The organism is Janthinobacterium sp. NFX145 (assembly GCF_049810325.1).
GTDB classification, from domain to species: domain Bacteria; phylum Pseudomonadota; class Gammaproteobacteria; order Burkholderiales; family Burkholderiaceae_D; genus Janthinobacterium; species Janthinobacterium rivuli.
In genome coordinates this window covers 1,252,299-1,273,217 of sequence record NZ_CP187360.1, presented here as the reverse complement: position 1 = coordinate 1,273,217, position 20,919 = coordinate 1,252,299, and the positions used below count along the sequence as shown (strand labels likewise).

21 protein-coding genes are annotated in these 20,919 nt (G+C 64.9%); 17 read left to right on the top strand and 4 right to left on the bottom strand.

What is annotated here, in order from left to right:
- Position 1 precedes the first annotated feature (1 nt).
- The 9 genes from ACPJXG_RS05670 (at position 2) to ACPJXG_RS05630 (ending at position 10,000) form a co-directional block, all read left to right on the top strand.
- Entirely contained in the window at positions 2-430 is a 429-nt protein-coding gene (locus tag ACPJXG_RS05670; RefSeq protein ID WP_035821469.1) for an ExbD/TolR family protein, read from the top strand.
- A gap of 105 nt (positions 431-535) precedes the next feature.
- Positions 536-967 carry an ExbD/TolR family protein gene (locus tag ACPJXG_RS05665; RefSeq protein ID WP_170840419.1) on the top strand — a complete coding sequence of 144 codons (432 nt, stop codon included), beginning with the start codon at positions 536-538 and terminating at the stop codon, positions 965-967.
- Between the two features lie 78 nt (positions 968-1,045).
- Positions 1,046-2,257 carry a hypothetical protein gene (locus ACPJXG_RS05660; RefSeq protein WP_035821474.1) on the top strand — a complete coding sequence of 404 codons (1,212 nt, stop codon included), beginning with the start codon at positions 1,046-1,048 and terminating at the stop codon, positions 2,255-2,257.
- Between the two features lie 242 nt (positions 2,258-2,499).
- The gene (locus tag ACPJXG_RS05655; RefSeq protein ID WP_425253665.1) at positions 2,500-3,471 is read left to right on the top strand and encodes a bifunctional riboflavin kinase/FAD synthetase; all 972 of its coding nucleotides are present in this window, start codon (positions 2,500-2,502) and stop codon (positions 3,469-3,471) included.
- 85 nt (positions 3,472-3,556) lie between these two features.
- Positions 3,557-6,457, top strand: a complete 2,901-nt coding sequence (gene ileS, locus ACPJXG_RS05650) for an isoleucine--tRNA ligase (RefSeq protein ID WP_425253664.1) — start codon at positions 3,557-3,559, stop codon at positions 6,455-6,457.
- 196 nt (positions 6,458-6,653) lie between these two features.
- Positions 6,654-7,163 carry a signal peptidase II gene (lspA, locus tag ACPJXG_RS05645; RefSeq protein WP_035821479.1) on the top strand — a complete coding sequence of 170 codons (510 nt, stop codon included), beginning with the start codon at positions 6,654-6,656 and terminating at the stop codon, positions 7,161-7,163.
- 17 nt (positions 7,164-7,180) lie between these two features.
- On the top strand, positions 7,181-8,401 hold the full coding sequence (gene coaBC, locus ACPJXG_RS05640; protein ID WP_425253663.1) for a bifunctional phosphopantothenoylcysteine decarboxylase/phosphopantothenate--cysteine ligase CoaBC: 1,221 nt from the start codon (positions 7,181-7,183) through the stop codon (positions 8,399-8,401).
- A 35-nt stretch (positions 8,402-8,436) separates the two neighbouring features.
- Positions 8,437-8,886: a dUTP diphosphatase gene (gene dut / locus ACPJXG_RS05635; RefSeq protein ID WP_034785229.1), complete on the top strand. Its 450-nt coding sequence runs from the start codon at positions 8,437-8,439 to the stop codon at positions 8,884-8,886.
- Between the two features lie 58 nt (positions 8,887-8,944).
- Positions 8,945-10,000, top strand: coding sequence for a M48 family metallopeptidase (locus tag ACPJXG_RS05630; protein WP_307789010.1), 1,056 nt, complete (start codon positions 8,945-8,947; stop codon positions 9,998-10,000).
- 41 nt (positions 10,001-10,041) lie between these two features.
- On the opposite strand, the gene ACPJXG_RS05625 is transcribed toward ACPJXG_RS05630, so the two are convergent.
- Positions 10,042-10,182: a hypothetical protein gene (locus ACPJXG_RS05625; protein WP_175444556.1), complete on the bottom strand. Its 141-nt coding sequence runs from the start codon at positions 10,180-10,182 to the stop codon at positions 10,042-10,044.
- A gap of 98 nt (positions 10,183-10,280) precedes the next feature.
- Here ACPJXG_RS05625 and ACPJXG_RS05620 point away from each other — a divergent pair, with 98 nt between their 5' ends.
- From ACPJXG_RS05620 to ACPJXG_RS05600, 5 genes are all read left to right on the top strand, one after another.
- Positions 10,281-11,288, top strand: a complete 1,008-nt coding sequence (locus ACPJXG_RS05620; protein WP_425253662.1) for an XdhC family protein — start codon at positions 10,281-10,283, stop codon at positions 11,286-11,288.
- A gap of 70 nt (positions 11,289-11,358) precedes the next feature.
- Entirely contained in the window at positions 11,359-12,276 is a 918-nt protein-coding gene (locus ACPJXG_RS05615) for a DNA-3-methyladenine glycosylase family protein (protein WP_425253661.1), read from the top strand.
- Positions 12,277-12,333: 57 nt separating this feature from the next.
- Positions 12,334-12,705 (top strand): COG4315 family predicted lipoprotein, encoded by a 372-nt coding sequence (locus ACPJXG_RS05610; protein WP_176388004.1) that lies wholly within the window; start codon positions 12,334-12,336, stop codon positions 12,703-12,705.
- Positions 12,706-12,726: 21 nt separating this feature from the next.
- Complete coding sequence (locus ACPJXG_RS05605) at positions 12,727-13,248, top strand: RNA polymerase sigma factor (protein ID WP_176388003.1); 522 nt, start codon at positions 12,727-12,729, stop codon at positions 13,246-13,248.
- Entirely contained in the window at positions 13,245-14,036 is a 792-nt protein-coding gene (locus tag ACPJXG_RS05600; protein WP_425253660.1) for an anti-sigma factor family protein, read from the top strand. The genes ACPJXG_RS05605 and ACPJXG_RS05600 overlap by 4 nt, the downstream gene beginning before the upstream one ends.
- On the opposite strand, the gene ACPJXG_RS05595 is transcribed toward ACPJXG_RS05600, so the two are convergent.
- On the bottom strand, positions 14,033-15,253 hold the full coding sequence (locus ACPJXG_RS05595) for an MFS transporter (protein WP_278316809.1): 1,221 nt from the start codon (positions 15,251-15,253) through the stop codon (positions 14,033-14,035). The genes ACPJXG_RS05600 and ACPJXG_RS05595 overlap by 4 nt on opposite strands.
- Positions 15,254-15,390: 137 nt before the next feature.
- Between ACPJXG_RS05595 and ACPJXG_RS05590 the strand changes: the two genes are divergently transcribed.
- Complete coding sequence (locus ACPJXG_RS05590) at positions 15,391-16,353, top strand: LysR family transcriptional regulator (protein WP_425253659.1); 963 nt, start codon at positions 15,391-15,393, stop codon at positions 16,351-16,353.
- On the opposite strand, the gene mug is transcribed toward ACPJXG_RS05590, so the two are convergent.
- Entirely contained in the window at positions 16,286-16,807 is a 522-nt protein-coding gene (gene mug / locus ACPJXG_RS05585) for a G/U mismatch-specific DNA glycosylase (protein WP_278316811.1), read from the bottom strand. The two genes, ACPJXG_RS05590 and mug, sit on opposite strands and share 68 nt — an antisense overlap.
- Positions 16,808-16,958: 151 nt before the next feature.
- Here mug and ACPJXG_RS05580 point away from each other — a divergent pair, with 151 nt between their 5' ends.
- On the top strand, positions 16,959-17,435 hold the full coding sequence (locus ACPJXG_RS05580) for a (2Fe-2S)-binding protein (protein ID WP_099402954.1): 477 nt from the start codon (positions 16,959-16,961) through the stop codon (positions 17,433-17,435).
- Positions 17,432-19,738, top strand: a complete 2,307-nt coding sequence (locus tag ACPJXG_RS05575) for a molybdopterin cofactor-binding domain-containing protein (protein WP_425253658.1) — start codon at positions 17,432-17,434, stop codon at positions 19,736-19,738. Before ACPJXG_RS05580 ends, ACPJXG_RS05575 begins: the two co-directional genes overlap by 4 nt.
- On the opposite strand, the gene ACPJXG_RS05570 is transcribed toward ACPJXG_RS05575, so the two are convergent.
- Complete coding sequence (locus ACPJXG_RS05570; RefSeq protein ID WP_425253657.1) at positions 19,735-20,913, bottom strand: MFS transporter; 1,179 nt, start codon at positions 20,911-20,913, stop codon at positions 19,735-19,737. The genes ACPJXG_RS05575 and ACPJXG_RS05570 overlap by 4 nt on opposite strands.
- Positions 20,914-20,919: the final 6 nt, after the last annotated feature.

The following is a 20,919-nucleotide window of genomic DNA, read 5'->3' as shown; positions in this document are numbered from 1 at the left end:
CATGTCGATGTCCGTCGGCTCCGACAGCGGAGAACAAGATCAGGTAATGTCAGAAATCAACACGACGCCGCTTGTCGACATCATGTTGGTTTTGCTGATCATTTTCTTGATTACGAGTCCGGTTGTCCTCAAGCTGCAGAAAATCGATCTGCCGATTGAGACGAACCAAGCCCTGCAAACCAAGCCGCAAAACGTTAACATCGTTGTTAACAAGGATGGCGAGATTTACCTGGGCCAGACCAGACTGAAAGACACGAACGAGCTGTTCGATTATCTTAAAGTTGAAGCAGTGAAAGTACCGCAGCCGGAAGTACACGTTCGTGGCGACCAAGAAACACGCTACGAATCGATCGGCCGGGTTATTTACACGACCCAACGTGCCGGGATCCAGAAGGTCGGCTTCATCACCGAACCACCTGACAAGAGCTGATAGCGACTGACAGCGGTGCCCCGGCAACACGGGGGCGCCGCTGAAGGAAGCTTGCCGGGCGGCAGTTTTGCCCGGTGCTTCGTTGGACTTCTTAAAGGAAACACTATGAGTATGAATGTCGGTTCGGGAAGCGCAGCAGGCGCGGATCCGGAACCAATGATGGAACTGAACATGACGCCCCTCATCGACGTGATGCTGGTGCTGATTATCATGTTGATTATCACGATTCCTAAGCAAAACCACTCGGTGAACCTGAACATGCCGGTCGGCACCCCGCCGCCACCGACAACCGAACCAGTGGTCGTCACGATCGATGTCGATTTTGATGGCACTATCTTGTGGGACAATCAGGTCGTACCTGATCGTAATACGCTGGAAGCCAAGCTGAGCAACGTTGCTGCGCAAGCAGACCAGCCAGAAGTGCATCTGCGTCCTAACAAGCTGGTGGAATACAAAGTCGTCGCCGGTGTGATGGCGTCGGCGCAGCGTCTGGGCGTGACCAAAATCGGTCTGGTCGGCAACGAGCAATTCCAGTAAGCTGTAGCAATCAGGTTATCTTTACATCCGAATAGGCAGGACTTCCTGCCTATTCGCTTTTTACTGAAAGACTTTCTCATGTCCAAGTTTCGTCTCGCTCATCTCGGCCTCGTCATGGCCGCTATCGGTTTTACCGCAGCAACTCCTGTAATCGGCCTGGGCTCGCTGGCATATGCCGCGGACACCGTGCGCGCCGAAGTCGGCAAGCCACTGCAAGAAGCACAAAAACTCGCTAGCAGCGGCAAAAACAAGGAAGCGCTGGCCAAACTGCGTGAAGCAGACAGCGTTGGCGGCAAGACCGCCTTTGAAAGCTACCAGATCGAACGCGTACGCGCTTCGGCCGCCGCCGCCGCTGGCGACAACGGCACCGCCATCAAGGCGTTTGAAGCCGTCATCAATTCCGGCCGCCTGAGCGCCGCCGAAGCCCCGAAATTCACGCAAGCGCTGGCAGGCATGTACTACCGCGCCAAGGACTGGCCGAACACCATCACCTGGATCAAACGCTCGCTGAAAGACCGCGAAGATCCACAGATGCGCGAACTGCTGATCCAGACCTACTACGTCAGCGGCAACTACGCCGAAGCGGCAAAAGAGCTGCAAGCGCGCGGCGGCAACTCGGAAGCAAGCCTGCAAATGCTGGCCAACATCCAGATGAAGCAAAACGACAAGGGCGGCTACGTCGCCACCCTGGAAAAACTGGCATCGAGCTATCCGAAAACCAGCTACTGGGCCGACCTGCTGAACCGCGTTTCGGGCAAACCTGGCTTCTCGCAACGCCTGGGCCTGGACGTCCAGCGCCTGCGCCTGGCTAACGGCCTGTTCAGCAAGCCTTCCGAATACATGGAAATCAGCCAGCTGGCCCTGCAAGCAGGCAATCCTGGCGAAGCGTTGAGCATCATCGAGCAAGGCTACAAAAAAGGCGTGCTGGGTACCGGCGCCGATGCAGCCCGTCACCAGCGCCTGAAAGACCTGGCCCTGAAAACCCAGGCCGACCTGAAAGCCAGCGCGGCCAAGTCGGAAGCGGAATACGTCAAGAACAAGGACGCCGACAGCTTGAGCAAGCTGGGCTTCGCCCTCGTCTACGACGGCCAGGCGGAGAAGGGCCTGGGCTTGATGAACGACGCCGTGAAACTGGGCACCGCCAAGTATGCGGAAGAAGCCAAGCTGCATCTGGGCATCGCTTACATCCACGCTGGCAAGAAGTCCAACGCCACGACGGCACTCAAAGCCGTCAAGGGCACGGATGGCGCGGCTGACCTGGCCCGTTACTGGACGTTAATGAATAAATAAGACAACACGTCCAGGGCGTTGTTGCCGCGTCTCGCCGTACATTCGTACTGTCTTCGACGCGGCGCCTAGCCCTGAACATGTTGTCAAGCTGTTAGTTCCCGAAAAGCGTTGCCAGCACACCCGCCGGCAACGCTTTTTATCATTTCAGCAGGGAAATTACCCCTGAGGCCGCCCTGCCGGGTGTGCATCCCTGAAACAGTCCGTATAATCCCCCTTTTGGCACAGTTTTTCATCAGATTCCTATGAAGGTATTCCGCGGACTTCCCAATGCCCAGGCACGAGCGCCTTGCGCTCTGACCATCGGCAATTTTGACGGTGTCCACATCGGCCATCAGGCCTTGCTGGCGCGCGTGCGCGAAGCTGCCACCGAGCTCGGCATCGAAGCGGCCGTGATGACGTTCGAACCGCACCCGCGCGAATTCTTCGCGCAGCGCGCGGGCGACCTGTCCAAAGCCCCGCAGCGCATCGCCAACCTGCGCGACAAGCTGCAATCGCTGGACGACGCCGGCATCGACCGTGTCGTCGTCGAGCACTTCAGCGCCCAGTTCGCCGCCTTGACGCCGCAGGAATTCACGGAAAAAGTCCTCGTCGACGGCTTGCACGTGAAATGGCTGATGGTCGGCGACGACTTCTGCTATGGCGCCCGGCGCGCCGGCGACGTCGCCATGCTGCAGGAAGCGGGCCGCCAATATGGTTTCCACGTAGAAACATTGCCTACCGTGATGAACGGCAGCACGCGCATCTCCTCGTCGGCCGTGCGCCTGGCCCTGGCCGCCGGCGATTTCCCGCTGGCCACGCAGCTGCTCGGTCATCCGTACGCCATTTCCGGCCACGTGATCCACGGCCAGAAGCTGGGCCGCACCCTAGGTTTTCCCACCCTGAACCTGCGCGTGGCGCACCGCACCGCCCTGTCCGGCATCTTCATTGTGCAAGTGCATGGCCTGGGACCGGCACCGCTGCCGGCCGTGGCCAGCCTTGGCGTGCGCCCCACCGTCGATGACAGCGGCCGCGTGCTGCTGGAAGTGCATCTGTTCGATTTCAATCAGTCCTGCTACGGCAAGCTGGTGCGCGTGGAATTTTTGGAAAAACTGCGCGACGAAGAGAAATACGACGATTTGCCCACTTTGACGGCCGCCATCGAGCGCGACTCGAACCAGGCACGCGCCTATTTTGCGCAGCGCCGCAGCGCCATTACCGCCACCGACCGAATTTGACCCCGGCCAACTCCGCCGCCTGGCGGCGCCCGCCGCCGCCACACACCTGCTGCAAAACATCTACACCATACAAGTAAAGAAGACTATGTCCGATCAAAACAAGCCAGCCACGCCCAAGCAAAACAAGAAGCCTGAAAGCAAATACCCGGTCAACATGACGGAAACCCCATTCCCGATGCGCGGCGACATGGCCAAGCGCGAGCCGCAATGGGTACAGCAATGGCAAGACAAGAAAATCTACGAGCGCGTGCGCAAGGCCGCCGCCGGCCGCCCGAAATTCATCCTGCATGACGGTCCGCCGTACGCGAATGGCGACATCCACCTGGGCCACGCCGTCAACAAGATCCTCAAGGATATGGTCGTCAAGTCGCGCTCGCTGTCCGGTTTCGACGCGCCGTATGTACCGGGCTGGGATTGCCACGGCATGCCGATCGAGATCCAGATCGAAAAACTGCACGGCAAGAACCTGCCGACTGCCGAAGTGCTGGAAAAGGCGCGCGCCTACGCCAATGTGCAGGTCGAGCGCCAGAAAAAAGACTTCATCCGCCTCGGCGTGCTGGGCGAGTGGGACAACCCGTATTTGACCATGGCGCACGGCAATGAAGCCGACGAATTGCGCGCGCTGGGCAAGCTGCTGGAAAAAGGCTATGTGTACCGCGGCCTGAAGCCCGTCAACTGGTGCTTCGACTGCCAGTCGGCGCTGGCCGAGGCGGAAGTGGAATACGCGGAAAAACGCGATCCCGCCATCGACGTCGGGTTCAAGTTCGCCGAGCCGGAAAAACTGGCAGCCGCCTTCGGCCTGCCATCGCTGCCGACCGATAACGGTTTCATCGTCATCTGGACCACGACGCCGTGGACCATCCCATCGAACCAGGCGCTGAACGTGCACCCGGAAGTCAAATATGCGCTGGTGAAGACCGAGCGCGATGGCCAGCCATTGCTGCTGATCCTGGCGCAAGACCTGGTCGTGGCCAGCCTGGCGCGCTTCAAGTTAGAGGGCACGACGATCGCCACTTGCGACGGCGCGGCCCTGGCCGGCATCAGCTTCCGCCACCCGCTGCATGCTTCCGACGCTTTCTACGACCGCCTGTCGCCGTTGTACCTGGCCGAATACGTGACCACGGAAAGCGGCACCGGCGTGGTGCACTCGGCGCCAGCCTACGGCCTGGACGACTTCATCTCGTGCAAGGCGCACGGCATGAAGGATGACGACATCATCAAGCCCGTCATGGGCGACGGCAAATTCGCCTCGACCCTGCCCCTGTTCGGCGGCATGACCATCTGGGAAGCGTCGAAACCGATCTGCAACGCCCTGACGGACGCGGGTGCGCTGTTCGAAGTCAAGATGTTCGACCACAGCTACATGCACTGCTGGCGTCACAAGACGCCGATCATCTACCGCGCCACCTCGCAGTGGTTCGCCGGCATGGACGTGACGCCGAAAGACGGCGGCGCGACCCTGCGCGAGACGGCATTGAAAGGCATCGCCGACACCGAGTTCTTCCCGGACTGGGGCCAGGCGCGCCTGCATGGCATGATCGCCAACCGCCCTGACTGGACCCTGTCGCGCCAGCGCCAGTGGGGCGTGCCGATGGCCTTCATCGTGCACAAGGAAACGGGCGACCTGCATCCGCGCACGCCGGAGCTGCTGGAGCAAGTGGCCAAGCTGATCGAAAAGGACGGCATCGAGGCATGGCAGGCGCTGGATCTGAAGGACCTGATCGGCGACGAAGCGGCCATCTACGCCAAGAACAAGGACACGCTGGACGTGTGGTTCGATTCCGGCGCCACGCACCAGACGGTGCTGGGCGGTCCGCAAGGCCACGGTTCGCACTCGACGCAGCTGCAATTCCCGGCCGACCTGTACCTGGAAGGCTCGGACCAGCATCGCGGCTGGTTCCATTCCTCCTTGCTCGTGTCGTCGATGCTGAATGGCCGTCCGCCATATAAAGCCCTGCTGACGCACGGCTTCACGGTCGATGGCGAAGGCAAGAAGATGTCCAAGTCGCTGGGCAACACCCTGGCGCCGCAAAAGATCTCGGACACCCTGGGCGCCGACATCCTGCGCCTGTGGATCGCCTCGACCGACTACACGGGCGAGCTGTCGATCTCCGACGAAATCCTCAAACGCGTGACGGAATCGTATCGCCGCATCCGCAATACCCTGCGCTTCCTGCTGGCCAATACGTCGGACTTCAATCCGGCCACGGATGCCGTGCCGGTGGCGGAGATGTTCGAAATCGACCGTTATGCGCTGGCCAACATGGCATCGCTGCAAACGCAGATCGAGAACAACTACGCGCGCTACGAATTCCACCCGGTCGTCTCGAAGCTGCAGACGTACTGCTCGGAAGACCTGGGCGGCTTCTACCTGGACATCCTGAAGGACCGTTTGTACACCTCCGGCCTGACGTCGCACGCGCGCCGTTCCGCGCAAACGGCCCTGTGGCACATCACGCAAAGCCTGCTGCGCCTGATGGCCCCGGCCCTGTCGTTCACGGCCGAAGAAGCATGGGCCGTCTTCGCCGGACCGGAAGCGTATGCCGCCAGCGATGAAACCATCTTCACGCAAACCTGGTGGCAGCTGCCGGCAGTAGCGGATGCGGCCGATCTGCTGGAGAAATACACGGCCCTGCGCGCCGTGCGCACGGACGTGACGAAACAGCTGGAAGACTTGCGCACCTCGGGCGCCATCGGTTCGTCGCTGCAGGCGGAACTGACGATCAAGGCCGCGCCGATGAAGTACAAGCTGTTGACCACCCTCGGCGACGACTTGAAGTTCGTCTTCATCACCTCGCAGGCAACGGTGGCCGAAGTGGCTGACGAAGCGGCCGAGGAAGTGGTCGTGGCCGCGTCGACGGCGCCGAAGTGCGAGCGCTGCTGGCACTACCGTGCGGACGTGGGCACGGACGCCGCGCATGCTACCCTGTGCGGCCGCTGCGTCAGCAATCTGTTTGGCGCGGGCGAGAAACGCCGCTTCGCATAAACAACGTCGTCAAAATCTACTGCGCGTCGCGATTTGCGGCCTGCGATGCTCGCTGTACTAAAGTACAGCTGCGCGTCTCGGGCCAACGGGGGCGCCGAGCCTCGCTGCCGCTCGCTACGATTTTGCCCGTCGTTGTATGCTATGAATCCAACCGCCGCCTGCTACCAGGCGGTGGCATTATCTTCCCTGGAAAAATATGGCCACTAAAAACCGTTTTTCATCGAAATCGTCATCCTCGGCGTCGCTCGTGCCCTGGCTGGGCATTGCCGCCATCGTCATCCTGTTCGACCAGATCACCAAGATCACGATCCTGAAGACCTTCCGCTATGCGCAAGAGATGGTCATCACCTCGTATTTCAACCTGGTGCTCGCGTATAACAAGGGCGCCGCGTTCAGCTTCCTGTCCGACCAGGGCGGCTGGCAGCGCTATTTCTTCACCGGCATCGCCCTGGCGGCCGCCGTCTACATCATCTATCTGCTGAAAAAGCACGCCGGCCAGCGCATGTTCTGCTGGGCCCTGGCGCTGATCCTGGGCGGCGCGCTGGGCAACGCCATCGACCGTCTGGTCTACGGCCACGTGGTCGATTTCCTCGACTTCCACTGGAAAAGCTGGGGCCATTTCCCCGCTTTCAATATCGCCGACAGCGCCATCTGCATCGGCGCGGCCCTGTTCATCATCGATGAACTGCGCCGGGTAAACAAATAAACACGCAGGAGAACGGCATGGAATTGTCCGGCAAAAAAATCGTCCTGGGACTGTCAGGCGGCGTCGCCTGCTACAAGGCGGCGGAACTGTGCCGCGCGCTGACAAAGGCCGGCGCATCGGTGCAAGTGGTCATGACGGATGCGGCCAGCCACTTCATCACGGCCGTCACGATGCAGGCCTTGTCCGGCCACCCCGTGCACACCAGCCAGTGGGATGCGCGCATCGCCAACAACATGGCGCATATCGATTTGACGCGCCATGCGGACGCCATCCTGATCGCGCCATGTTCGGCCGATTTTCTGCGCAAGCTGGCGCACGGCGTGTGCGACGACCTGCTGTCGACCCTGTGCCTGGCCCGTCCCTCCCACCTGCCCCTGCTCGTGGCGCCGGCCATGAACGTGGAAATGTGGCAGAACCCCGCCACGCAACGCAATGTGCAGCAGCTGCGCGACGACGGCATCAAGCTGTTCGGCCCGGCCGCCGGCGAACAGGCGTGCGGCGAAACGGGCCTGGGTCGCATGCTGGAACCGGAGCAATTGCTGACGGAGCTGATCGCCGCCTTCCAGCCGAAGGTATTGGCAGGCAAGCGCGTACTGGTCACGGCCGGCCCCACCTTCGAGGCCATTGACCCCGTGCGTGGCATCACCAATCTGTCCTCGGGCAAGATGGGCTATGCGGTGGCGCGCGCGGCGCGCGAAGCGGGCGCCGAAGTGCTGCTCATTTCCGGCCCCACGGCCCTGGACGCGCCGTTCGGCGTGCGTCGCATCGACGTGCAAAGCGCGCAGCAGATGCACGATGCGGTGCTGGCCCACGTCGATGGCCAGCATGTCTTCGTCGCCGTGGCCGCCGTGGCCGACTGGAGAGTCGCCAACGCCAGCGAACAAAAGATGAAAAAGCAGGCCGATGGCTCCGTGCCCGAACTGCAGTTCGTGCAAAACCCCGACATCCTCGCCACCGTGGCGGCACGCACCAACCTGGCCGGCTATCCCTACTGCGTCGGTTTTGCCGCCGAATCGGAAAACCTGGTGGAATTCGGCTCGACCAAGCGCGAGAAAAAGGGCATCCCCCTCCTGGTCGGCAATATCGGTCAGAACACCTTTGGCCAGGACGACAACACCATCATCCTCTTCGACGAGGAAGGCCATACCGTGCTGCCGCGCGCCTCGAAACTGAACCTGGCGCGCCAGCTGATTTCGGAAATCTCGAAGCGCATTGCCAAGAATTCGCTGCTCAAATAATCCCTTTAAACGACTTAGCTTAGTTAGTTAGATTCATGAAAAATATCGACATCAAGATCCTCGACGCCCGCATGAAAGAACTGCTGCCGGCCTACGCCACACCGGGCAGCGCCGGCCTCGATTTGCGCGCCTGCATCGACGAGGCGATCACCATCGAAGCCGGACAGACCGTGCTCATTCCCACCGGCCTGGCCATCCACATCGGCGACCCGTCGTATGCGGCCATGATTTTGCCGCGTAGCGGCATGGGCCACAAAAACGGCATCGTATTGGGGAATCTGGTAGGCTTGATCGACTCCGATTACCAGGGCCAGCTGATGGTATCGACCTGGAACCGGGGCCAGAGCGCTTTCACGCTCAATCCCATGGAACGCCTGGCGCAACTGATTATCGTGCCGGTGCTGCAAGTGGGCTTTAACGTCGTCGAGGAATTCGGCGACAGCGAACGCGGTGTTGGCGGTTTCGGCAGCACCGGAAAACATTAAGGAATTTCTTATGCCAGGTTTCCGCCATCTGATCTCAGCCCCAACTTCGCTGCGCCGATTGGCTACTCCCCTCCTGCTGGCCAGTGCGGCCATCCTCGCCGGCTGCACCACGCCGGCCACGAATGTCAGCGGTCCGTTCAACGTCGTGCCGGCGCCCGATGCGCCCGCGCCGACGGCGCAGCAAAAGGCGGCGCAGGAAGAACTGGTGAAGATGGTGGCGCTGCAGGACCGCCTGTCGAAAGTCTCGGCGCCCCTGCTGATCAACAATGCGGACCTGTGCAAGACGTATGCGCGCAACCTGCTGGGCTTCACGGCGCAGAACAAGTATTCCTACCCTGGCATCTATGCCGACGCGGCGCAGGCAGCCCTCGGCTACGGCGAACAGATGCAGGTCTCCGGCGTCTTGCCGGGCAGCGGCGCCGCCCGCGCCGGCTTGCGCAAGGGCGACGGCTTGCTGGCCGCCGAAGGCAAGCCGCTGCCGGCCGGCCCGAAAGCGGAAGGCCCGTTCGGCGCCATCGTCGGCCCGCTGGCCTCGAAAAGCGCAAGCCTGAACATGACCATCGCCCGCGACGGCCAGCAGCAGGACCTCAAAATTCCCGTCACGCGCGCCTGTGCCTTCCGCGTCGCCCTGGGCAATGCGGACAATATCAATGCCTACTCGGACGGCGGACGCATCATGCTCACGCGCGGCATGGTCAATGCGGCGCAAAACGACGAAGGCATCGCCTTCGTGATCGCCCGCGAAATGGCGCACAACATCCTCGACCACGCGCGCAGCCAGCGCTCGGCCGGGACGGCCGGCAGCATCATCGACAGCCTGGGCGCCGTGCAGCCCGACGTGTCGATGCTGACGGGCGCCGCCGGCATCAAGGCCATGCCGCAGGAACTCGACGTGCAAGCCGACACCCTGGCCATCTACCTGCTGGCGCGCGCCGGCTACAACGTCGACAACGCCGCCCGCTTCTGGCAGCGCCTGGCCACGCAAGTGCCGGCCACGGTCGCCAATGGCTACACGGCCCTGCACCCGGGCACCAACTCGCGCATGGCCGCCGTCAACCGCGCCGTCATCGACGTGCGCGCCAAGCAGGCGGCGAAGAAGCCGATCAAGCCCTAGGCCTGATCAACAAAGGAGGCGCCTGACAAAACCAAGTTTGGTCAGGCGCCGGGGAAGTTCGGGAAATAGGTGCCCATGATCCAGGTCAGGGCGCCGCAAAATACCACCGCCAGGAACAGGGCGATGAGCAGTTTGCCAAACTTGGGAATGCCGTCGTCTTGCGTTTTTTGGTCGTTCGACATGAAAACTCTCCGCAGGCTGTTGGAGAGCGTAGTATAGCCACAATATTGAAAAATATTCCATACTTTGCCGCCTACCTGCGGCTTTCCTTTCGCGGCCCATGGACAGCATCGACCTTGAAGTTCTGAAAACCAGCGCCGCCTGGCTCGCCGCCGGCCACCGCTGCGAACTCGTCACCGTCATCAAGACCTGGGGTTCCAGCCCCCGCCCCGTGGGCGCCACCCTGGCCATCTGTGACGATGGCACGGTGGTCGGTTCCGTTTCCGGCGGCTGCATCGAAGATGACTTGATCGACACCGTGCGCGTGCACGGCATCGTGCGCACGCAGCCGGACATCGTCAGCTACGGCATCAGCGCCGACGAGGCGCACCGCTTCGGCCTGCCCTGCGGCGGCACCATCGAACTGGCCATCGAACCGCTGCATGCTGGCAGCCGCGTGGCAGAACTGCTGGCGCGTCTGGAAGCGCATGAACTGGTCGAGCGCCGCCTCGATCTGGATACCGGCACCGTCACCCTGCGGCGCGCCACGCCGGGCGCCGTGCTGGCCCTGGAAGACGGCATACTCACCACGCAGCACGGTCCGCGCTGGCGCTTGCTGATCATCGGTGCCAGCCAGCTGTCGCGCTTCGTGGCGCAGATCGCCACGGCCATGGATTACCACGTCATCGTCTGCGACCCGCGCGAGGAATACCGGGGCGGCTGGAACGTGCCCGGCGTGCCCCTGCTGCACGCCATGCCGGACGACCTTGTGCTGGAACTCAAACTCGACAGCCGCAGCGCCGTCGTCGCCCTCACGCACGACCCCAAGCTCGATGACCTGGCCCTGATGGAAGCGCTGAAATCGCCCGCGTTTTACGTGGGCGCCATCGGCTCGCGCGCGAACAACGCCAAGCGCCGCGAACGGCTGCTGCAGTTCGACGTCAGCGCGGAACAACTGGCGCGGCTGCATGGCCCCATCGGCCTGTACATCGGCAGCAAGACGCCGGCCGAAATCGCCATTTCCATCCTGGCCGAACTGACGGCCGTGAAAAATGGCGTACCCGACGCGCTGCAGATCCAGCACGCGGCGGCCCTGAGCCCGCCCACCACCGACATCTGCGCGCGCTAAGGCACAAAGCAAGAAACGCGGTGCGCCCGCATCGCCTCCCTGATACCGTCCCTGACTTTGGCCCCCCACCATGACCCTGCTGCACTGGACCCTCCCCCTGCCCGCCGGCTACCGCCGCGACGACGTCATCACCTTCCACAGCCGCGATGGCGAAGCCGTGGCGGAGCAAGTCACGCCGGCAGGACTGCGCAAGGGCATCCTGGTGCAAGGCGTGCCGGTCGTGCTGGATGTCGCCTTCACTGACGCTGCCGCCGTCTGCCGCGCCGAGATCGACGGCGATGGAGTTGGCGACCTTGAAACGCCGCTGCACGGCGCCCTGCTCAACATCCTCGGCCTGCGCATCGATCCGCAGCCATTCGCGCAACTGGCGGCCAATGACCCGCTGCTGGCGCCTCTGGTCAGCGTCAATCCAGGTCTGCGCATCGTGCAATCGGCCAGCCCCTTCGAGGCGCTGACCTGGGCCATCATCGGCCAGCAGATCAACCTGCCGTTCGCCATCGCCCTGCGCCGCACCTTCATCTTGCAGGCGGGATGCCGGCACAGTTGCGGCTTGTGGTGCTATCCCGAGGCGCGCGACGTGGCGCGGCTATCGGTGGAAGAGCTGACCAGCCGCAAATTCTCGCGCGCCAAGGCGGAAACCGTGCTGCGTCTGGCACGCCTCGTCGATGAGGGAGAACTGTCGCTGGAGCTGCCGCCCTCCGGCGACGTGGCGGCGATGTCGCAAGCGCTGCTGGCCGTGAAAGGCATCGGCCCGTGGACCGTCAACTACGCGCTGCTACGCGGCTACGGCTATGCCGACTGCTCGCTGCACGGCGACGTGGCCATCCGCGCCGCGCTGCAAAAGCTGCTCGGCGAAGAAGCGAAGCCGGACATGGCGCGCACGGAACAGTGGCTGCGCCAGTACGCGCCGCACCGCACCATGGCGGCGGCCCACCTGTGGGCCAGCCTGCACGCGCCAGCAAAAAATAATTCGCCAACGCGGGAATAAACGGCGGGCGGCACGCGTCTATCCCTTGCAAGCCCCCAAAACCTCAAGGAGACCATCATGCGCTTTACCACTTTTGCCGCCACCGCCCTGTTCACCGCCTTGTCCGCCCCGCTGGCCTTCGCCGCCGACGTCATGCCCGCCAACGGCATGCTGGTCAACGCCAGCGGCATGACCGTGTACGTGTTCGACAAGGATGTCGCCGACAGCGGCAAGAGCGCCTGCAGCGGCGGCTGCCTGGCGGCCTGGCCCGCCGTCATCGCCACCGAAGCGGCGCCCGCCGCCCCGTATGGCAGCATCAAGCGCGAAGACAACGGCGCCATGCAGCTGACCTACAAGGGCAAGCCCCTGTACCTGTACAAGGAAGACAAGAAGCCGGGCGACGTGGCCGGCGACAATTTCAAGAACGTGTGGCACATCGTCAAGCCGTAAGCAGCCCTTCCCGCCGCCACGATGGCCACGCAAGACGATAGCCGCCAGCTGCAAGCGTGCCTGCCCGGCCTGCGCCGCTATGCGCGCGCGCTGGCGGGCGCCCTGCACGCGGACGACCTGGTGCAGGACACCGTGGAGCGGGCCTGGCGCAAGCTCGATCAGCGGCAGCGCGGCGGCGAGATGCGGCCGTGGCTGTTCTCCATCATGCACAACCTGCACGTGGATCAGTTGCGCCGTCCCGGCCTGGCGCTGCAGGAACTCGATGACGAAGCCCTGCTGCCCGCGCCCGAGCGCGCGCCCGGGCAAGCCATCGCCATCGGCGAAATGGATGCGGCGCTGGCCCGTTTGCCGCTGGGGCAGCGCGAAGTGATCCTGCTGGTCGCGCTGGAGCAGATGCCGTATGAGCAGGTGGCGTCCACCTTGGGCATCCCCGTCGGCACCGTCATGTCGCGGCTGTCGCGCGGGCGCGAGCGGCTGCGCGAACTGCTCGACGGCCGCCCCGCCGGCAGCCATGGTGCCCCTACTCTGAAAGTCGTGAAATGACAACGCAAGCCATCAGCGAAGCGCAATTGCACGCCCTGGCCGACGGCGTCCTGCCCGAGGCACAGCGCGCGGCCATCGACGACCACCTGCGCGCGCATCCAGAAGACGCCGCCCGAGTCGACGCTTGGCGTGCACAGAACCGGCAATTGCGCGCCCTGTTCGACCCCGTGCTGGACGAAACCGTGCCACCGGCCCTGCTGCAATCGGCATCGCCACCGGCCGCGAACGGCGCCTGGCGGCGCCCCGCCATGCAGGCGGCAGCGGCCGTCGTGCTGGTGATCGCTGGCGGCGCGGGCGGCTGGCTGCTGCGCGGCGATGCCGGCGGCAGCCTCACCGCCAGCGCCAGCCCCCTTGCCCTGGCGCGCAGCGCCGCCATCGCCCATGCCGTCTACACACCCGAAGTGCGCCACCCCGTCGAGGTGGGCGCGGAACAGGAGGCGCACCTGGTGCAGTGGCTGTCGAAACGCCTGGGCACGAAATTGCAGCCGCCAGCGCTGTCGCCGCTCGGTTATCACCTGATCGGCGGACGCCTGCTGCCCGGCGATGGCGACGGCCCCGTGGCGCAATTCATGTATGAAGATGGCGGCGGCAAGCGCCTGACCCTGTACGTGGCGAAAGAGCGGGCCGGCAAGCAGGAAACGGCCTTCCGCTATACGCAGGAAAAGGAGTTGAGCGTGTTTTACTGGATCGACGGCCAGCTCGGTTATGCCCTCTCGGCGAACCTGCCCAAGCAGGCGCTGGGCAAGATCGCCGACACCGTGTACGCGCAGCTGGAGCAGCCGCGTTAAGTGGCGCTTGCAGTCCGCTGCCGTGCGCGTGATCCGGCCACGTGGATGACGCCAGCCAGCAAGCCCAATGCGACACCAAACACCGCCACGCCCGTCCAGCCAAAACGCTGCATCAGCCAGCCGCTCACCGCCACACCGGCGGCGCCGCCGATGAAGGTCGCCGTCATGTACAGGCTGTTGATGCGGCCTTGGGCAGCCGGATCGACGGCAAAGGCGCGTGTCTGGTTGGCTACCAGGGCGGCCTGCACGCCGATATCGAGCACGATGACGCCGATCACCAGCAAGAGCAACGACGAGGCGGCGCCCGCCAGCAGCAGGTAGGACAGCGTCACGATGGCGATGCTCAGGCCAATGACCGTGCGCGAACCGAGTCTGTCGGTGGCCCTGCCGCCCACGGTGGCGGCCAGTGCGCCGGCCGCGCCGATGATGCCGAAGGCGCCGGCCCAGGCGCTGCCCAAATGCCATGGGCCGTTCGCCAGCAGCGACGCCAGGTTGACCCAGAACGCATTGAAGCAGGCCCACAACAGCGCCTGGATCAGCATCGATTCGCGCAGGGGACGATGGTCGCGCGCCAGTGGCCACAACGACGCCAGCAAGCCAAGGTAGGAGAGCTGGCTACCCGGTTTCCCGCGTGGCAGCAAGGCCGCCGCCGCGATCCACACGGGCACCATGAACGCCGCTTCCATGGCGTACACGGCGCGCCAGCCCCAGGCCTCGCCCACCACGCCGGCGACCGTACGCCCGAGCAGGATGCCCACCATGATGCCGCTGACCACCGTGCCGACGGAACGGCCGCGCTCAGCGGGCGGCGACATGCTCGCGGCGAGCGGCACCAGTTGCTGCGGCACGCAGCTGACGATGCCCAGGCCAAACGATGCCCCGATCAGCGGCCAGATGCCGGGCGCCAGCGCGGCCGCCAAGGCGCAAACGAAGGCCAGCGCGATCTGCCCCAGCACCAGCGTGCGCCGGTCGACGCGGTCGCCCAGCGGCAGCAGCAGCGCCAGCCCCGTGGCAAAGCCCAGCAGCGCCGCGCCAGCGACCAGGTTGACGGCCGCCAGGTCGACGCCGAGGCCGGACTGGATCAGGGGCAGGATAGGCTGGGTGCAATAGATGTTGGTGATGACCGCACCGGCGATCACCGCCATCATGAGTATCTTGCCGCGCGGCGCGGACGCCACGGTGTGTGCATCGGGCGGGGGAATGGGCGTGGGGCGCATGGCGCTCTCCTTTCAAGTTGCCGCAGCGACGTGCCGCAGCGAAGGAGACCAGCTTACGTACTTGCACCGACAAAGAGAATCCCATAATATTGAGAATCATTCTTCCAAAATTCGATAGGCTCACATGAGAACACGCCATGGATAGACTGGAATCCATGACCATCTTGCTGGCCGTGGTGGACGCGGGGAGCCTGACGGCCGCCGCGCGCCATCTCGGCATGCCGCTGGCTACCGTCAGCCGCAAGGTGGCGGCGCTGGAAGCGCACCTCAACACGCGCCTGCTGCACCGCACGACGCGCCAGTTGTCGCTGACGGAGGCCGGCCACTCCTACGTGGCCGCGTGCCGCCGCATCCTCGAAGAGATCGGCGAAGCGGAGCGTATTGCGACGGGCGAATATGCGGTGCCGAAAGGCGAACTGACGATCACGGCGCCCGTCATGTTCGGACGCCTGCACATCGTGCCCGTGGTGGCGGCGTTCCTAGCCCGCTATCCAGACATCGAGATCAAGCTGGTACTGACGGATCGCGTGCTGCACCTGATGGACGAGCAGGTCGACGTGGCCGTGCGCATCGGCGACCTGCCCGACAGCAGCTTCATGGCGACGCGGGTCGGCACGGTGCGCCGGGTCGTCTGCGCCAGTCCCGGCTACCTGGCCGCGCATGGCACGCCGGCGGCACCGGGTGACCTCGCCGCGCATGCCTGCATCAGTTTCGAAGTGCTGGAATCGCGGCGCGCCTGGGTCTTCGGCACGGGCAAAGCTGCGCAGTCCGTGCCCGTGCACTCGCGCCTGGCCGTCAATACGGTGGACGCGGCAATCGCCGCCGCCACCCTGGACGCGGGCGTGATCCGCGTGCTGTCGTATCAGGTGATGGACGCCCTGCGCGAAGACCGGCTGCGCATCGTGCTCGCACCGTTCGAAGCGGCGCCCTTGCCCGTCAGCCTGCTGCACAAGGGACAAGCGCCGCTGCCCTTGAAATTGCGCGCCTTCCTCGATTTCGTCACGCCGCTGTTGCGCGCGGTGGAGCTGGACGTCAGCCCAGCGCGCGTTGGAGTTCCGCATACGCGTCGACCAGCTGCTGCTTCGAATAGCCGCGATTGAGCCCACTGGGATTGGGCAAGATCCACACGCGCGCGCCGCCGAAGCGCTCCGGCTGTTCGCCCCACTCCAGTTGGCGCTTGCCCGTCATCGCCGCGTAGGCGGCCTTGCCCAGGAAGGCGATCCACTGCGGCTGCAGCAAGGCCAGTTTATGCCGCAGGCCCGCCGCCGCTTGCGCGAATTCGTCCGTGTCCACCTGATCCGCGCGGCGGGTCGGACGTCCGACGGCCGCCGTCAACCCCAGCCCGAAACCGAGCACGCTGGCATCGTCCTGCGGCGCCACCAGATGCGGCGTGAAGCCGGCCAGGTGCAGCACGGGCCAGAAGCGGTTGCCGCGGCCGAGAAAATGGTGGCCGGCCGCCGCCGCGTCCACGCCGGGATTGAGGCCGCAAAAAACCACCCGCAAGCCGGGAGCGAGAATGTCCGGCAAGCCCGGCGCCGTTGTGAGGCATGTCATGGAGAACTCCGATATCAGAAGCCGCAGTATGCCACCGGGCCCCACTCCCTGCAGCGCATGGCCGCTGGTGCTACCATCCCCTACTGATGCGCTCATCCGTTTGGCGGATGGCCGTCGCGCTTTCCGCACCGTCCCCCACAGAGGAATACACATGACGACCCTGACCATCAATGGCAAGCAGCACGACCTTGCACTGCCTGAAGACACGCCCCTGCTGTGGGCCTTGCGCGACGAACTGGGCATGACCGGCACCAAATTCGGCTGCGGCATGGCCCTGTGCGGCGCCTGCACCGTGCACCTCGATGGTGTAGCCATCCGCTCCTGCGTGACGCCGGTGTCGGCCGCCGCCGGCAAGAAGATCACCACCATCGAGGCCGTGGGCGAAGACAAGGTCGGTCTGGCGCTGCAGCAAGCGTGGCAAGAGCACGGCGTGCCCCAATGCGGCTACTGTCAGGCCGGACAGATCATGTCGGCCACGGCCCTGCTGCACAAGACGCCAAAACCGAACGACCAGCAAATCCGCGAAGCGATGAGCGGCAATATCTGCCGCTGCGGCACCTATACGCGCATCCACGCGGCCATCAAGCAGGCCTCGGCCAGCATCAACGCAAAAGGAGCGGCCAAATGAGCATCCATGACACTCCGACTGTTCATTCGCCCGCGCGGCGCAACTGGCTCAAAGCCGCCGGCGCGCTGGCCAGCCTGACCCTGGTGGCCGGCCCTTCCGGCCTCGTGATGGCGGCCGACGCCGTCAAATATGGCGGCGACAAGATGGCTGGCGGCGTGGTCGACGACACCCTGGTCTTCCTGTCGGTGGCAGCCGACGGCATCGTCACCATTGTTGTGCACCGTTCCGAAATGGGCCAGGGCATCCGCACCAGCCTGCCCATGGTGGCGGCCGATGAACTGGGCGCCGACTGGGCGCAGGTGCGCGTGCAGCAGGCGCCCGCCGACGAGGCGCGCTACGGCAGCCAGGATACGGACGGCTCGCGCAGCATGCGCCACTCGTTCCGCGCCATGCGCCACGTGGGCGCCACGGCGCGCCTGATGCTGGAAACGGCGGCCGCCGTGCGCTGGGACGTGCCCGTCACGGAAGTCAAAGCCGTCAACCATGCGGTCGTGCATGCGGCCAGCGGACGCTCGCTGTCCTTCGGCGCCCTGGCAGAAGAAGCGGCCAAATTGCCGGTGCCGCCACGCGCGCGCATCAGCCTGAAAACAGCGGGCGAGCTGCGCTACATCGGCCAGACCAGCACGCGCGGCATCGACCTGCACGACATCGTCACGGGCAATACCCACTTCGGCATCGACACGCGCCTCGATGGCATGGCGTATGCCGTCATCGCCCGCCCTCCCGTATTCGGTGGCAAGCTGAAAAGCGTGGACAAGACGGCAGCCCTGAAGGTGCCGGGCGTGCTGCGCATCGTCGAACTGGCGGGCAGCCCGCCGCCGGCCATGTTCAATCCGCTGGGCGGCGTGGCCGTCATCGCGAAGAACACCTGGGCCGCCATCAAGGGCCGCGAAGCGCTGGTGCTGGAATGGGACGACGGCCCGAACGGCAGCTATGATTCGAAAGCCTTCCGCAAGACGCTGGAAGCGGCCGTGCGCCAGCCGGCCAGCCCGGCGCGCGACCAGGGCAAGACAGTGGCCACCCTGGCCGCCGCTCCCGCCGCGCGCAAACTCAGCGCCGAATACTATCTGCCCCACCTGGCCCACGCCACCATGGAGCCGCCCGCCGCCACCGTGCGCATCGCCAACGGCAAGGCCGAAGTGTGGGCCTGCGTGCAGGCGCCGCAAGCGACGCGCAGCAACGTGGCCAAGGCCCTGGGCCTGACGTATGACGACGTGACCGTCCACGTGACCCTGCTCGGCGGCGGCTTCGGGCGCAAATCAAAACCCGATTTCGCCGTCGAGGCGGCGCTGCTGTCGAAAGCCATGGATGGCGCGCCCGTCAAGCTGACGTGGACGCGCGACGACGACCTGCAGCACGACTACCTGCACACGGTGTCCGTCGAACGGCTGGAAGCGTCGCTGGACGCGAAAGGCATGCCGACGGCCTGGCTGCACCGCACGGCCGCGCCCACCATCACCTCGACCTTTGCCGCCGGCGCGAACAAGCAGGCGCCGTTCGAGCTGGGCATGTCGGCCATCAACGTGCCGTTCGCTATTGCGAACATCCGCGTCGAAGTGCCCGAAGTGCCGGCCCACACGCGCATCGGCTGGTTCCGTTCCGTGTCGAATATCCCGCACGCCTTCGCCATCCAGTCGTTCACGGCCGAACTGGCCCACGCGGCAAAGAAAGACCACCGCGACTACCTGCTGGCGCTCTTGGGCCCCGCGCGCAAGATCAATCCGGCCGACCTGTCCGACGGCTGGAACTATGGCGAGGACCCTGCGAAGTATCCGGTCGATATCGGCCGCATGCGCCACGTGATCGAGCTGGCGACGGCCAAGGCGGGCTGGGGCCGCAAACTGCCCAAGGGACGGGGACTGGGCCTGGCCGTGTCCTACAGTTTCGTCACCTATGTGGCGGCCGTGATCGAGGTAGAAATCAATGCGGCCGGCGAAGTCATCGTGCCGAGAGTCGATATCGCCATGGATTGCGGCCCGCAAATCAACCCGGACCGCGTGCGCTCGCAAATCGAGGGCGCCTGCATCATGGGCCTGTCCTTGGCCATGAGCGGCGAGATCAGTTTTAAAAATGGCCGGGTCGAGCAAAGCAATTTCCACGACTATAGCGTGCTGCGCGCCGCTGACGCGCCGCGCGTGATCCACACGCACCTGGTGCCGGGCACCTTGGACATGGAGCTCGGTGGCGTGGGCGAACCGGCCACGCCACCGATCGCGCCAGCCCTGTGCAACGCCATCTTCGCCGCCACGGGCAAGCGCATCCGCGCCCTGCCCGTGGGCATGCAGCTGGCGAAAAAGGCTTAAGTCCGCCGCGCGGCCGGCAACTGCAACAGCAGCGCGGCGGCGGCGACCAAAGCGGCGCCGGCCGACAGCAGCCACATGGGCCAGTTGAGCAGAAGCAGCAGGCCGCCCATGGCGGCGCCGATGGCGCTGCCCAGGTAGAGCGCCGATTCGTTGAGGGCGATGGCCAGGTTGCCGTCGCCCTGCCGCGCGCGCACGGCCAGCAACTGCTGGTTTTGCGGCACTTGCAGGGCCCAGCCAGCCGCGCCCCACAGCGCGATCGGCGCCAGCATCAGCCAGGCCGACCAGCCGGCCGCCAGCGGCAGCGCGCACAAGGCCAGCGCCAGCAGCAGCAAGATGAAGCCGGTTAGTTTCGGCGCCGCCACCTTGTCCGCCCATGGCCCAACCAGCACGCTGCCCACGATCCCCCCCACGCCCCATGCCCACAGGAAGGGCGTGACGGACATCGCCGCGCCCTGCGCCGACCATGCCAGCAGCGGCGCGATAAACGTGTACATGCCCAGGCTGGCGATGGCCGCCAGCAGCGACACCAGCAGGATTGACAGCACCTGCCCATCGGCCAGCAAGGCCAGCTTGCGGCGCAGTGAAATGGCCGGCGCCGCCGGCAGCGCTGGCAGCTTCCACAGCAAACCCGCCAGCGCCAGCCCGCCCAGAAGAGTCACCAGCCACAAGGCCGCCGTCCAGCCCAGCTGCTGCGCCAGCAGCAAACTCAAAGGCACGCCCAGCACCGTGCCGCCGGCCATGCCGCCCATGATCACGCCGATGGCCTTGCCCCGCTGCCGCGGCGCCGACACGCCGGCCGCCGCAGCGATACCGAGCGCCAGATAGACACCGGCACCGATGCCGGCAATGGCCCGCCATGCCAGCAGACTGGCAAATCCGGGCGCCAGCGCGCTGGCCCCGTTCGCCAGCACGAACACGGCCAGCGCGATCAGGAGGCCGGAGCGCTGCGCGCGCGCCGGCAGCAAGGCCACGGCAAGCGGCGAGCCGAGGCCATAGGCCAGGGTAAACGCCGTCACCAGTTGCGCGGCCATCGCCAGGGAGATGGAAAACGCGCCGGCGATCATCGGCATCAGGCCCGCCGTCACATACGACGCCATGCCCAGCGCGAACGCGCCAATGGCGATCAGGTAGACGGTGGCGGGAAGACCGGTACGGGAGGAAGAATAGTCAGACATGGGCCA

Excerpts from the sequence above, each read along its gene's own strand:
- ACPJXG_RS05670 (WP_035821469.1), top strand. The coding sequence starts at position 2 with ATGTCGATGTCCGTCGGCTCCGACAGCGGAGAACAAGATCAGGTAATG.
- ACPJXG_RS05665 (WP_170840419.1), top strand. The coding sequence starts at position 536 with ATGAGTATGAATGTCGGTTCGGGAAGCGCAGCAGGCGCGGATCCGGAA.
- ACPJXG_RS05660 (WP_035821474.1), top strand. The coding sequence starts at position 1,046 with ATGTCCAAGTTTCGTCTCGCTCATCTCGGCCTCGTCATGGCCGCTATC.
- ACPJXG_RS05655 (WP_425253665.1), top strand. The coding sequence starts at position 2,500 with ATGAAGGTATTCCGCGGACTTCCCAATGCCCAGGCACGAGCGCCTTGC.
- ileS (WP_425253664.1), top strand. The coding sequence starts at position 3,557 with ATGTCCGATCAAAACAAGCCAGCCACGCCCAAGCAAAACAAGAAGCCT.
- lspA (WP_035821479.1), top strand. The coding sequence starts at position 6,654 with ATGGCCACTAAAAACCGTTTTTCATCGAAATCGTCATCCTCGGCGTCG.
- coaBC (WP_425253663.1), top strand. The coding sequence starts at position 7,181 with ATGGAATTGTCCGGCAAAAAAATCGTCCTGGGACTGTCAGGCGGCGTC.
- dut (WP_034785229.1), top strand. The coding sequence starts at position 8,437 with ATGAAAAATATCGACATCAAGATCCTCGACGCCCGCATGAAAGAACTG.
- ACPJXG_RS05625 (WP_175444556.1), bottom strand. The coding sequence starts at position 10,182 with ATGTCGAACGACCAAAAAACGCAAGACGACGGCATTCCCAAGTTTGGC.
- ACPJXG_RS05620 (WP_425253662.1), top strand. The coding sequence starts at position 10,281 with ATGGACAGCATCGACCTTGAAGTTCTGAAAACCAGCGCCGCCTGGCTC.
- ACPJXG_RS05615 (WP_425253661.1), top strand. The coding sequence starts at position 11,359 with ATGACCCTGCTGCACTGGACCCTCCCCCTGCCCGCCGGCTACCGCCGC.
- ACPJXG_RS05610 (WP_176388004.1), top strand. The coding sequence starts at position 12,334 with ATGCGCTTTACCACTTTTGCCGCCACCGCCCTGTTCACCGCCTTGTCC.
- ACPJXG_RS05605 (WP_176388003.1), top strand. The coding sequence starts at position 12,727 with ATGGCCACGCAAGACGATAGCCGCCAGCTGCAAGCGTGCCTGCCCGGC.
- ACPJXG_RS05600 (WP_425253660.1), top strand. The coding sequence starts at position 13,245 with ATGACAACGCAAGCCATCAGCGAAGCGCAATTGCACGCCCTGGCCGAC.
- ACPJXG_RS05595 (WP_278316809.1), bottom strand. The coding sequence starts at position 15,253 with ATGCGCCCCACGCCCATTCCCCCGCCCGATGCACACACCGTGGCGTCC.
- ACPJXG_RS05590 (WP_425253659.1), top strand. The coding sequence starts at position 15,391 with ATGGATAGACTGGAATCCATGACCATCTTGCTGGCCGTGGTGGACGCG.
- mug (WP_278316811.1), bottom strand. The coding sequence starts at position 16,807 with ATGACATGCCTCACAACGGCGCCGGGCTTGCCGGACATTCTCGCTCCC.
- ACPJXG_RS05580 (WP_099402954.1), top strand. The coding sequence starts at position 16,959 with ATGACGACCCTGACCATCAATGGCAAGCAGCACGACCTTGCACTGCCT.
- ACPJXG_RS05575 (WP_425253658.1), top strand. The coding sequence starts at position 17,432 with ATGAGCATCCATGACACTCCGACTGTTCATTCGCCCGCGCGGCGCAAC.
- ACPJXG_RS05570 (WP_425253657.1), bottom strand. The coding sequence starts at position 20,913 with ATGTCTGACTATTCTTCCTCCCGTACCGGTCTTCCCGCCACCGTCTAC.